Origin of the sequence: Mycolicibacter heraklionensis (genome assembly GCF_001021505.1) — a bacterium.
Taxonomy (GTDB): Bacteria; Actinomycetota; Actinomycetes; order Mycobacteriales; family Mycobacteriaceae; genus Mycobacterium; species Mycobacterium heraklionense.
In genome coordinates this window covers 360,111-372,178 of sequence record NZ_LDPO01000002.1, presented here as the reverse complement: position 1 = coordinate 372,178, position 12,068 = coordinate 360,111, and the positions used below count along the sequence as shown (strand labels likewise).

The window sequence follows — 12,068 nt, the reverse complement described above, 5'->3', positions numbered from 1 at the left end:
ATGTCACGAGCCATGATCGCGCCGTCGATCCTGTCGGCCGATTTCGCCCGCCTCGCCGATGAGGCCGCCGCTGTGAAGGGCGCGGACTGGCTGCACGTCGATGTGATGGACGCCCACTTCGTTCCGAACCTGACGCTGGGCCTGCCGGTGGTGCAGAGCCTGCTGGCGGCCACCGACATCCCGATGGACTGCCATCTGATGATCGAGGATCCGGGTCGCTGGGCGCCGCCCTACGCCGAGGCCGGCGCCTACAACGTGACCTTCCACGCCGAGGCCACCGACAATCCCGTCGCCGTAGCCCGCGACATTCGCGCCGCGGGCGCCAAAGCCGGACTCAGCATCAAGCCCGGCACGCCGCTGGAGCCCTACCTGGAGATCCTGCGGGACTTCGACACCCTGCTGGTGATGTCGGTGGAGCCCGGATTCGGCGGGCAGTCCTTCATCCCCGAGGTGCTCAGCAAGGTCCGTGCGGTGCGCAAGCTGGTCGATGCCGGGGAGTTGAGCATCCTGGTGGAGATTGACGGCGGCATCAACGCCGACACCATCGAACAGGCCGCCGCGGCCGGCGTCGACTGCTTTGTCGCCGGCTCTGCCGTCTACAGCGCCGCCGACCCGGGCGTCGCTGTTGAATCACTGCGCCGCCAGGCCTTGGCTGCGTCACCGCATCTGCGCGCATGAGCACCAGGCCGGCCGCCGAGCATGCCGTCGACCATGACGCAGCGATGCTGCTGGCGATCGAACAGGCGCAGCGGGTCAAGGGCAACACCTATCCGAATCCTCCGGTGGGCGCGGTCATTCTGGACCGCGACGGCCGGGTGGCCGGCGTCGGGGGGACCCGTCCGGCCGGTGAGGCGCACGCCGAGGTGGTGGCGCTGCGCCGGGCCGGCGACCTGAGCGCCGGCGGTACGGCGGTCATCACGCTGGAACCGTGCAATCACCACGGCAAAACCCCGCCGTGCGTGGATGCGTTGCTGGCCGCCGGGGTGGCGCAGGTGGTCTACGCCGTCGACGACCCCAACCCGGACGCCGGGGGCGGGGCGGGGCGGCTGGCCGATGCGGGCGTGCGGGTGATCTCTGGTGTGCAAGCCGCGGCCGTGAGCGCCGGTCCGTTGCGGGAGTGGCTGCACAAGCAACGCACCGGTCGGCCGCACGTCACCTGGAAGTACGCCACCAGCATCGACGGTCGCAGCGCGGCTGCCGACGGATCCAGTCAGTGGATCACCAGCGAGGCGGCCCGGGCTGACCTGCACCGTCGTCGGGCGGCAGCCGACGCCATCGTGGTCGGCACCGGCACCGTGCTCGTCGACGATCCCACGCTCACGGCCCGGCTACCCGACGGCACCCTGGCCGATCGTCAACCGCTGCGGGTGGTGGTCGGGGAACGCGAGATCTCCGCGGACGCGCACGTGCTCAACGACGACTCGCGCACCATGGTGATCCGCACCCACGACCCGGCCGAGGTGCTGCGGGCGCTTTCCGACCGCACCGACGTGCTGCTCGAGGGTGGGCCCACGCTGGCCGGAGCGTTCCTGCGGGCCGGAGCCATCGACCGCATCCTGGCCTACGTGGCGCCGATTCTGCTGGGCGGGCCGGTCACCGCCGTCGACGACGTCGGCGTGCCCAACATTGCCCGGGCATTGCGCTGGCGCTTCGACACCATGGAGCAGATCGGCCCCGACCTGCTGCTATCGCTCGTCCCGCACTAGCGCACCTGTCCGCGAGCGAGCGTGTCAGTACACGACACGCCGGGCTCAGTTGGACAACGGCGCACTCTCGCGAAGCTCCACCTCGGGATCTTCGGCGTGCACGTCGTTACTGCCGATGAAGAGCCCGAGCACCGCACCCACCACACAGATGATGGCGGTGATCCCGAAGATCTCGCCGTACATCTCCGCGAAGGCCAGCTTGGAGTTGGCCGCGGTGGCAGCCATCTTCTCGGCGAGGCTGGCGCCGGGCACCTTGGGCAGGCCGGCCAGGATCTGGTTGAACCGGTAGAGGCCCCACGCCGACAGCGCGGCCATGCCGATCAGCATCCCGGTCATCCGGGCCACCACCACACCCGCCGCGGCGATGCCGTGCTCGCGCGGCGGCACCGCCCGCATCACCGCTGAGGTCAGCGGTCCGATCACCAGGCCCAAACCGAACCCGGCCAGCAACTGGTCGGTGTGTGCCGCCGGAAGGCTCAGGCCGAGAATCTCGTGGTGGTAGGCCATCAGGTCCACCGGCCACTTCGAGATCAGCCAGTAGCCCACGGCGGCGATCAGCAGCCCGGCGAACGTCACCAGCCGGTCACCGACCATGGTGGCGATCGCGCCGCCCACCACGGCGCCGACGGGCAGTGCGGCCAGGAACCACAGCAGCAGCATCGCCGCCTCGTTCTGGGTCTTTCCCAGCACGCCCTGGCCGAACAGTTCGACGTCAACCAGGGTGACCATCAGCGCGGCGCCGGCGCAGAGCGAGGAGCCCAACGCGGCCAGAAACGGGCCGATCCGGGCGCCGGTCGGGTCGAGAAGCTTCGTCGGTGACCTGATCTCCCAGACCGTGAACGCCACCAGCGCGATCGCCGCGAACAACAGGTACGCCACACCGTGGTCGGGAAGCGCCTGCTTGGCGCTGGGGTCGGGGTTGTAGAGGCCGATCGTCAACAGTCCCAGGATCACCGCCAGCAGCAGCCCGCCGACCACATCGACCCGCTCCCGGGGGCCGTCCGTGGACTGCGAGGGGAGACTGAAGTGGATCAACACCATGGCCAGCAGGGTCAGCGGCACGTTGATCCAGAACACGTCTCGCCAGCTGGTCAGCACCCAGACGATAAAGATGCCGTACAGCGGTCCCAGCACACTGCCCAGTTCCTGGGCGCCGGCGATCCAGCCCAGCACCGCCGACCGGCGGCGCTCCGCCCACAGGTCAGCGCCGAGGGCAAACGTCACCGGCAGCAGCGCCCCCGCCGCGATGCCCTGGATGGTGCGCCCGGCCACCAGCATCGACAGGTCGGCCGACAGAGCCGTCACGACCGATCCGATGGCGAACGTGGCCAGGCTGACCTGCAACAGCAGCTTGCGGCCGAACCGGTCCGACGCCCGGCCCAGCAGCGGCATCGCAGCGATGTAGCCCAGCAGGTAGCAGGTGATGATCGGCGTGAGCTGCTGGATCTTGTTGATCGGGATGCCGACACCGGCCGGCTGCGGAGCCATGATGTCGCGCATGATCGTGACCACGACGTAGGTGTCGAGGGCACCGAGCAGGACGGCGAGGCTGCCGGCGCCGATCGCGAGTGTGCGGTTGACCCGCATTACGCTCCCGCCGGCTTCTCAATCGTGACCGGTGCGTTCCAGTTCGACAGGGTCATCTGGATGGCGTTGCCCGCGCTGGGGTCGAGCTGGGCCTGAACCAACTGGTGGTCACCGTCCTCCTGGATCCAGACCGTGGCGGGCGTCGGTGCGGTGGCCTTCAGCTGCGGCGCCAGCGAGTTCACGGCGTCAGCGGGCGCGTTGCCGGTGACGCGGACGGCCTTCTGGCCGTTGATGGTGTCGCGGCCGGCGGACTTGGTGTCGGTCAGGTTGGACAGCATGTTGGCCAACCCCTTGTCCGGGCTCAGGATCGCGGCCACGTCGTAGATCTTGTCGGCGGCGCCGTAGTTGTCGTAGTCATCGCCGGTGATCGCCGCGTACAGGTCACCGTCGATGACGATGAACTTGGCGTCGACGTCCGAGCCCAGCATCATGATCGTCGCGCTGCCCTTGGCCGCGGTGGTCGGCTGGGTGGTCAGGTCACCCTCGAGGGTCTTGACCGGAAGGTTCTTGATCTGGCCGGTCACCGAGAGCGCCAGATGCGCACTCTGGAGGTTGGCGGTGGTGGTGGCCGATTCCTTGACCAGCGTCGTCGCGTCCGGCAGCGGTCCGCCGGCATCCTTGGAAGAACAGCCGGCGAACAGCGCGGCGGCGGTGGTCGCGGTGGCCAGGGCAATGAGAAGTCTGCGCATGGGGGACATCGTATAGAGGCCGCCGGGCAGGCGCGGTCTAGCCTGGTGCGATGTTCACCGGAATCGTCGAGGAACTGGGCGAGCTGGTCGGCCGTGAGGACCTCGCCGACGCTGCGCGCCTGGTCATCTGTGGCCCCACCGTCACCTCCGACGCCCGCCACGGCGACTCGATCGCCGTCAACGGGGTGTGCCTGACCGTGGTCGATGTGCAGCCCGGCGGTCGATTCAGCGCCGACGTGATGCGCGAGACGCTGGATCGGTCCAGCCTGGGATCGTTGCAGGTCGGCAGCCCGGTGAACCTGGAACGTGCGGCGGCTCTGAACAGCAGGCTGGGCGGGCACATCGTGCAGGGCCACGTCGACGGCACCGGGCGGGTCCTGGCCCGCACCCCGGGGCAGCACTGGGAGGTGGTGCGGATCGGGCTGCCGGCGTCGCTGGCCCGTTACGTGGTGGAGAAGGGCTCGATCACCGTCGACGGGACCTCGCTGACGGTGTCCGGGCTCGGCGCTGATCCCGATGACTTCTTTGAAGTCTCGCTGATTCCGACCACGCTGGAGCTGACCACGCTGGGCCGGGCCGCGGTCGGCACGCTGGTCAATCTCGAGGTGGACGTGATCGCCAAGTACGTCGAGCGACTGGTGACAAAGCCCACGGAATGAGTCCACGGGGCGAACCGTGGGTCCGGGGTGGTTCATACTGGTTGGGCGGGTTGCGCCGACGGGGCGCTTTCCGACGGCGAAACCAAGGTGGCACAGATGACGAAGTTGGACACCGTCGAGCGGGCGGTTGCCGACATCGCGGCCGGCAAGGCCGTCGTCGTCATCGACGACGAGGACCGCGAGAACGAAGGCGATCTGATCTTCGCCGCCGAGAAGGCCACCCCCGAGCTGGTGGCGTTCATGGTCCGCTACACCTCCGGCTATCTGTGCGTGCCGCTGGACGGCGCCATCTGCGACCGGCTGGGCCTGCTGCCCATGTATGCGGTGAACCAGGACAAGCACGGCACCGCCTACACCGTCACCGTCGACGCGAAAAACAACGTCGGAACCGGGATTTCGGCTTCTGACCGGGCCACCACGATGCGCTTGCTGGCCGACCCGGCCAGTGCCGCCGACGATTTCACCCGCCCGGGCCACGTGGTGCCACTGCGCGCCAAGGACGGCGGGGTGCTGCGCCGGCCGGGCCACACCGAGGCCGCGGTCGACCTGGCCCGGATGGCCGGCCTGCAGCCCGCCGGCGCGATCTGCGAGATCGTCAGCCAGAAGGACGAGGGCGCCATGGCCCAGACCGAAGAGCTGAGGGTCTTCGCCGACGAGCACGGCCTGGCCCTGATCTCCATCGCCGACATGATCGAGTGGCGCCGCAAGCACGAGAAGCACATCGAGCGGGTCGCCGAGGCCCGCATCCCGACCCGGCACGGCGAGTTCCGCGCGGTCGGCTACACCAGCATCTACGAGGACGTCGAGCATGTCGCGCTGGTGCGCGGCGAGATCGCCGGGCCGCACAACGACGGCGACGACGTGCTCGTTCGGGTGCACTCGGAGTGCCTGACCGGCGACGTGTTCGGCTCCCGGCGCTGCGACTGCGGCCCCCAGCTGGACGCGGCGCTGGCGATGGTCGCGCAGGAGGGCCGCGGGGTGGTGCTCTACATGCGTGGGCATGAGGGCCGCGGCATCGGGCTGCTGCACAAACTGCAGGCCTACCAGCTGCAGGATGCCGGTGACGACACCGTCGACGCCAACCTCAAGCTGGGTTTGCCGGCCGATGCACGCGATTACGGAATCGGGGCGCAGATCCTCTCGGACCTCGGTGTTCGTTCGATGCGGCTGCTCACCAACAACCCGGCCAAGCGCGTCGGGCTGGACGGCTACGGGTTGCACATCATCGAGCGGGTACCGCTGCCGGTGCGGGCCAATTCGGAGAACATCCGCTACCTGCTGACCAAGCGAGACCGGATGGGCCACGAACTGACCGGCTTGGAGGACTTCGACGACTCCTCGTTGCTGCCGGACGAATTCGGTGGAGCGCTGTAGATGAGTCCTGCCGCAGGAGTGCCGGACATGCCGGCGCTCGACGCCTCTGGTGTGCGTCTGGCGATCGTGGCCAGCACCTGGCACACCCGTATCTGTGATGCCCTGCTGGCCGGGGCCCGCAAGGTGGCCGCCGACGCGGGCATCGCCGAACCGACAGTGGTGCGGGTGCTCGGGGCGATCGAGATCCCGGTGGTGGCACAGGAAGTGGCCCGCAACCATGACGCCGTCGTCGCGTTGGGTGTTGTGATCCGCGGTGCCACACCGCATTTCGACTACGTATGTGATGCAGTGACCCAGGGCCTGACCCGGGTGTCGCTGGATGCGGCTACCCCGGTGGCCAACGGCGTGCTCACCGTCAACGACGAGGAGCAGGCGCTGGACCGCGCCGGACTGCCGGATTCGACCGAGGACAAGGGTGCTCAGGCAGCGGCCGCAGCACTCAGTACGGCGCTGACCCTGCGCGAGCTTCGCGCCGTGCTGTGACGCCCGGGGCCGGATCCCCGCGCTGGGATCTTCAGGTACGTCCGCGCATGATGCGCTACGGCCTATGGACGGTCGCCATCCTGATCGTGACCATCCACGTCGTGGTGAGCTTCTTGCTGACGATCCGCGCCAGCGGTGTGATCTTTCGTACCTACGACCGGGTGGCAGTGGTGGTGCTGGGCGTCATCGTGGCCGGTGCGCTGCTGCTGTTGACGCGGGCCCGCGTACGGGCGGGCGAGTCCGGGGTGTCGGTCCGCAATGCGCTCGGGGACCGGTTGATTCCCTGGTCCCAGGTGGTCGGCGTGTCCTTCCCGCCCGGCAAGCGCTGGGCCCGGCTGGAGTTGCCCGACGACGAATACATTCCGCTGGTGGCCATCCAGTCCGCGGACAAGGAGCACGCCGTCGAGGCCATGCGGGCCTTGCGGGCCCTGGTCGCGCGCTACCGGCCCCCCGGCGAGCAGACGTGAAAGCACCCTATTTGGCATGAAATCCGCGACTTTCACGTCTGCTCGCCGCAGAAAGTAGCCTGGAACCCGTGCCAGACCCCGCGACCTATCGCCCGGCGCCCGGGTCCATTCCCGTCGCGCCCGGCGTCTACCGGTTCGTCGACCCGCACGGCCGGGTCATCTACGTGGGCAAGGCGAAAAACCTGCGGTCCCGGCTGACGTCGTACTTCGCCGACATCGCCGGCCTGCACCCGCGGACCCGCCAGATGGTGACCACCGCCGGCAAGGTGGAGTGGACGGTGGTCAACACCGAGGTCGAGGCTCTCCAGCTGGAATACAACTGGATCAAGGAGTTCGACCCGCGCTTCAACGTCCGCTACCGCGACGACAAGAGCTACCCGGTGCTGGCGGTCACCAGAGGCGAGGAGTACCCGCGGCTGATGGTCTACCGCGGGCCGCGCCGCAAGGGGGTGCGCTACTTCGGTCCCTACTCGCACGCCTGGGCGATTCGCGAAACCCTGGACCTGCTGCTGCGGGTGTTTCCGGCCCGCACCTGCTCGGCCGGGGTGTTCAAGCGCCATCAGCAGATCGGCCGGCCCTGCCTGCTGGGCTACATCGGTAAGTGCTCGGCGCCGTGCGTCGGGCGGGTGAGCGCCGAGGAGCACCGGCGGATCGTGGACGACTTCTGCGACTTTTTGGCCGGCAAGACCGACCGGTTGGTCCGCAGTCTGGAGCAGCAGATGCTGGCCGCCTCCGACGAACTCGACTTTGAGCGGGCCGCGCGCTTGCGCGACGACGTCGCCGCGCTGAAACGGGCGCTGGAAAAGCAGGCCGTGGTGCTCGGTGACGGTACCGACGCCGACGTGGTGGCATTCGCCGACGACGAGCTGGAAGCGGCGGTTCAGGTGTTTCACGTGCGCGGTGGACGGGTGCGCGGACAGCGCGGCTGGATCGTCGAGAAGCCCGGCGACCCCGGCGACGCCGAGAGCTCCCTGGAACAGCTGGTCGAGCAGTTCGTCACCCAGTTCTACGGGGACCAGGCCGAATTGGAAGGTGCGGCAGACGAACCCACCAACCCGGTGCCGCGCGAGGTGCTGGTGCCCTGCCTGCCGGCCAACTCGGACGAGCTGACCAGCTGGTTGTCGAAGCTGCGGGGTTCGCGGGTCTCGCTGCGGGTGCCGCTGCGCGGGGACAAGCGGGTGCTGGCGGAGACGGTCGAGCGCAATGCCAAAGATGCACTGCAGCAACACAAGATGAAACGGGCAGGGGATTTCACCGCCAGATCTGCTGCGCTGCAGAATATTCAGGAATCCCTGGGCCTGCCCGACGCTCCGCTGCGCATTGAGTGCGTCGACATCAGTCATGTGCAGGGCACCGATGTGGTCGGGTCGCTGGTGGTGTTCGAGGACGGCTTGCCCCGCAAGTCGGACTACCGCCACTTCGCGATTCGGGAGGCCGCCGGTGAGGGGCGGTCCGACGATGTGGCCTCGATCGCCGAAGTGACACGTCGTCGGTTCCGCCGCCACCTGGACGCCGAAATTCTTGCCCCGGAAGGAAAATCGCGTAAGTTCGCCTACCCGCCGAACCTCTACGTGGTGGACGGCGGTGCGCCACAGGTCAATGCCGCGGCCGCTGTGCTGGCCGAGCTCGGTATCACCGACGTCGCCACCATCGGCCTGGCCAAACGATTGGAAGAGGTGTGGGTGCCGTCTGAGCCGGACCCGATCATCCTGCCGAGGCAGAGCGAAGGGCTCTACCTGTTGCAGCGCATTCGTGACGAGGCGCACCGGTTCGCCATCACCTACCACCGGAGCAAGCGCTCCAAGCGGATGACGGAGTCGGTGCTGGATGCGGTGCCCGGGCTCGGCGAGCATCGGCGCAAGGTGCTGATCTCCCATTTCGGTTCGGTGGCACGGCTGAAAAGGGCTACCGTCGAAGAGCTCACCTCGATCCCGGGGATCGGCGCGGCGACCGCCGCCGCTGTCCTTGAGGCGCTGGGAGCCGACGGCGCGGCGGGCGCCGCTGAACAGCAACGGATGTCGGGATGACCACGGAATCACCGAAAGGCGTGCGGGAGCGCGATGTCGCCGGCCCCGGAGACGGCGCCGGCATCGACGTCGTCCTGGTGACGGGTCTGTCCGGCGCGGGGCGCGGCACCGCGGCGAAGGTACTGGAGGACCTGGGCTGGTACGTCGCCGACAACCTGCCACCGGACCTGATCACCCGCATGGTGGATCTGGGGTTGGCGGCGGGTTCCCGGATCACCCAGCTGGCAGTCGTGATGGATGTGCGCTCGGCCGGTTTCACCGGCGACCTGGACTCGGTGCGCACCGAACTGGCCACCCGCGGCATCAACCCGCGCGTGCTGTTCATGGAGGCCAGCGACGACGTACTGATTCGCCGCTACGAGCACAACCGGCGCAGCCACCCGCTGCAGGGCCAGCAGACCCTCACCGAGGGCATCGCCGCCGAGCGGATCATGCTGGCGCCGGTGCGCGCGGTGGCCGACCTGGTCATCGACACCTCGGTGCTCAGCGTGCGCGAACTGCGGGAGAGCATCGAGGAGATGTTCGGCGGTGACGCGGTCAGCGCTCCCACGTCCATCACGGTCGAGTCCTTCGGCTTCAAGTATGGGCTGCCGATGGACGCCGACATGGTCATGGACGTGCGCTTCCTGCCCAACCCGCACTGGGTCGACGAATTACGTCCGCACACCGGGCAGCATCCGGCGGTGCGCGACTACGTGCTGAGCCAGCCGGGCGCCGATGAGTTCCTCGCGGGCTACCACCGGCTTCTGGCCCTGATGGTCGGCGGCTATCGACGAGAGGGAAAGCGGTACATGACCCTGGCCATCGGGTGCACCGGCGGCAAGCACCGCAGTGTGGCCATCGCCGAGGCCCTGGCGCGACTGCTGGACGCCCAGGACGACAACGACGAGCTGTCGGTGCGGGTGCTGCACCGGGATCTGGGCCGCGAATGAGTTGCGCCGGCGACGATGCAGTGGGGGCACCTCCCGCTTGCGGGGGACGGAGCTTGCGGAGCGATGAGGAGGAGCGGCGCCAGTGAGCGTTGAGCCCGCGAACGGCAACCCGAGCATCGTCGCGCTCGGTGGTGGGCACGGCCTGTACGCGACGCTGTCGGCTGCCCGCCGGCTGACTCCGCACGTCACCGCGGTGGTCACCGTCGCCGACGACGGCGGCTCCTCGGGCCGGCTGCGCGGCGAACTGAACGTGGTACCGCCCGGGGATCTGCGCATGGCACTCGCGGCGCTGGCGTCCGACACCCCGACGGGCCAGCTGTGGGCGACCATCTTGCAGCACCGGTTCGGCGGCAGCGGCGCCCTCGCTGGGCATCCGATCGGCAATCTGCTGCTGGCCGGTCTCAACGAAGTGCTCGCCGACCCGGTGGCCGCACTCGACGAACTCGGCCGGATGCTGGGCGTCAAGGGGCGAGTGCTGCCGATGTGCCCGATCGCGCTGCAGATCGAAGCCGACGTGTCCGGGCTGGAAGCCGACCCTCGACTGTTCCGGCTGATCCGGGGGCAGGTCGCCATCGCGACCACCCCGGGCAAGGTACGCCGGGTGCGGCTGCTGCCCGGCAACCCGCCGGCCACCCGCCAAGCGGTGGACGCCATCATGTCCGCGGATCTGGTGGTACTCGGCCCGGGCTCGTGGTTCACCAGCGTGATCCCGCATCTGCTGGTGCCGGGACTGGCCGCGGCGCTGCAGAACACCACGGCCCGACGCGCCCTGGTGCTCAACCTGGTGGCCGAGCCGGGGGAGACCGCGGGATTCTCCGTCGAGCGCCACCTACACGTGTTGGCTCAACACGCGCCCGGATTCACCGTGGACCACATCATCATCGACGCAGGCCGGGTGCCCAGCGAGCGTGAGCGTGAGCAGCTGCGGCGTGCCGCCAACTTGTTCGGTGCCGAGGTTCGGTTCGTGGATGTGGCCCGACCTGGTACACCTTTACATGACCCAGGAAAGTTGGCGGCGGCGCTAGACGGGGTTCGGAGCATCGACGCATCGACGTTGACCGTTCCGACGCCGGTAGCGACGCAGGCCGAGGGCGGGGGCCGGCAATCCGGCGTGAGTGGACCGAGCGGGCTCGGGCCGGGAGGTGACAAGTCGTGGCGATGACGGCCGAAGTCAAGGACGAGCTGAGCCGTCTCGTGGTCAGTTCGGTGAGTGCGCGCCGCGCCGAGGTCGCGGCGCTGCTGCGCTTCGCCGGCGGACTGCACATCGTGGCCGGTCGGGTCGTGGTCGAAGCCGAGGTGGACCTGGGGGTCATCGCGCGGCGGCTACGCAAGGACATTTTCGACCTGTACGGCTACAACGCGATCGTGCACGTGCTGACGGCCAGCGGAATGCGTAAGAGCACCCGCTACGTGCTGCGCGTGACGAAGGACGGTGAAGCTCTGGCCCGTCAGACCGGGCTGTTGGACCTGCGCGGGCGCCCAGTGCGCGGTCTGCCCGCCCAGGTGGTCGGCGGCAGTGTCGCTGATGCCGAAGCTGCCTGGCGGGGAGCGTTTTTGGCGCACGGTTCGCTCACCGAGCCGGGTCGCTCGTCGGCTCTGGAGGTCGGCTGCCCCGGCCCGGAGGCCGCCCTGGCTCTGGTCGGCGCGGCCCGCCGGCTCGGGGTCAGCGCCAAGGCCCGCGAGGTGCGTGGTGCGGACCGCGTGGTGGTGCGCGATGGCGAGGCGATCGGGGCGCTGCTGACCCGGATGGGCGCCCAGGACACCCGGCTGGTCTGGGAGGAGCGCCGGATCCGCCGTGAGGTGCGTGCGACCGCCAACCGGCTGGCCAACTTCGACGACGCCAACCTGCGCCGCTCCGCGCGGGCGGCGGTGGCCGCGGCGGCGCGGGTGGAACGTGCACTGGCGATCCTCGGCGACACCGTGCCCGATCATCTGGCTTCGGCCGGCAAGCTGCGCGTCGAGCACCGGCAGGCATCCCTGGAGGAACTGGGCCGGCTGGCCGACCCGCCGATGACCAAAGACGCGGTGGCGGGGCGGATCCGGCGGCTTTTGTCGATGGCCGACCGCAAGGCCAAGCAGGACGGTATTCCCGACACCGAGTCCGCGGTCACCCCGGAGCTGCTGGAAGACGCCTAGCGGAGCCG

At 69.1% G+C, this 12,068-nt stretch carries 12 protein-coding genes and 1 pseudogene; 11 read left to right on the top strand and 2 right to left on the bottom strand.

All coding sequences use genetic code 11. The features are described from left to right. On the top strand, positions 1-678 hold the full coding sequence (gene rpe, locus ABW16_RS05065) for a ribulose-phosphate 3-epimerase (RefSeq protein WP_200900616.1): 678 nt from the start codon (positions 1-3) through the stop codon (positions 676-678). Then, positions 675-1,706: a bifunctional diaminohydroxyphosphoribosylaminopyrimidine deaminase/5-amino-6-(5-phosphoribosylamino)uracil reductase RibD gene (gene ribD, locus ABW16_RS05060; protein ID WP_047318023.1), complete on the top strand. Its 1,032-nt coding sequence runs from the start codon at positions 675-677 to the stop codon at positions 1,704-1,706. The genes rpe and ribD overlap by 4 nt, the downstream gene beginning before the upstream one ends. Positions 1,707-1,751: 45 nt before the next feature. Here the strand turns inward: ribD and ABW16_RS05055 are convergent, their stop codons facing one another. Together ABW16_RS05055 and ABW16_RS05050 are read right to left on the bottom strand one after the other, a co-directional pair. Continuing rightward, the gene (locus tag ABW16_RS05055; RefSeq protein WP_047318022.1) at positions 1,752-3,293 is read right to left on the bottom strand and encodes an MFS transporter; all 1,542 of its coding nucleotides are present in this window, start codon (positions 3,291-3,293) and stop codon (positions 1,752-1,754) included. Further along, positions 3,293-3,991, bottom strand: coding sequence for an LppX_LprAFG lipoprotein (locus ABW16_RS05050; RefSeq protein ID WP_047318021.1), 699 nt, complete (start codon positions 3,989-3,991; stop codon positions 3,293-3,295). Before ABW16_RS05050 ends, ABW16_RS05055 begins: the two co-directional genes overlap by 1 nt. Positions 3,992-4,032: 41 nt before the next feature. Between ABW16_RS05050 and ABW16_RS05045 the strand changes: the two genes are divergently transcribed. From ABW16_RS05045 to whiA, 9 genes and pseudogenes are all read left to right on the top strand, one after another. Continuing rightward, the gene (locus tag ABW16_RS05045) at positions 4,033-4,641 is read left to right on the top strand and encodes a riboflavin synthase (RefSeq protein ID WP_047318020.1); all 609 of its coding nucleotides are present in this window, start codon (positions 4,033-4,035) and stop codon (positions 4,639-4,641) included. 96 nt (positions 4,642-4,737) lie between these two features. Further along, entirely contained in the window at positions 4,738-6,015 is a 1,278-nt protein-coding gene (locus ABW16_RS05040) for a bifunctional 3,4-dihydroxy-2-butanone-4-phosphate synthase/GTP cyclohydrolase II (RefSeq protein ID WP_047318019.1), read from the top strand. Beyond that, the gene (gene ribH / locus ABW16_RS05035; protein ID WP_047318018.1) at positions 6,016-6,498 is read left to right on the top strand and encodes a 6,7-dimethyl-8-ribityllumazine synthase; all 483 of its coding nucleotides are present in this window, start codon (positions 6,016-6,018) and stop codon (positions 6,496-6,498) included. Positions 6,499-6,545: 47 nt separating this feature from the next. After that, positions 6,546-6,965: a PH domain-containing protein gene (locus tag ABW16_RS05030; protein ID WP_047318017.1), complete on the top strand. Its 420-nt coding sequence runs from the start codon at positions 6,546-6,548 to the stop codon at positions 6,963-6,965. 68 nt (positions 6,966-7,033) lie between these two features. Continuing rightward, on the top strand, positions 7,034-8,992 hold the full coding sequence (gene uvrC / locus ABW16_RS05025; RefSeq protein ID WP_047318016.1) for an excinuclease ABC subunit UvrC: 1,959 nt from the start codon (positions 7,034-7,036) through the stop codon (positions 8,990-8,992). Further along, positions 8,989-9,924: an RNase adapter RapZ gene (gene rapZ / locus ABW16_RS05020; protein WP_047318015.1), complete on the top strand. Its 936-nt coding sequence runs from the start codon at positions 8,989-8,991 to the stop codon at positions 9,922-9,924. The genes uvrC and rapZ overlap by 4 nt, the downstream gene beginning before the upstream one ends. Positions 9,925-9,929: 5 nt before the next feature. Beyond that, positions 9,930-10,010, top strand: a pseudogene (locus ABW16_RS27090) (hypothetical protein); the annotation flags it as partial. Further along, a complete protein-coding gene (locus ABW16_RS05015) occupies positions 10,007-11,086 on the top strand; it encodes a gluconeogenesis factor YvcK family protein (protein ID WP_047318014.1) in 1,080 nt (359 codons plus the stop codon). The pseudogene ABW16_RS27090 and the gene ABW16_RS05015, both read left to right, overlap by 4 nt. Further along, positions 11,083-12,060, top strand: a complete 978-nt coding sequence (gene whiA / locus ABW16_RS05010) for a DNA-binding protein WhiA (RefSeq protein ID WP_024443533.1) — start codon at positions 11,083-11,085, stop codon at positions 12,058-12,060. Before ABW16_RS05015 ends, whiA begins: the two co-directional genes overlap by 4 nt. The last annotated feature ends 8 nt before the right edge of the window (positions 12,061-12,068 follow it).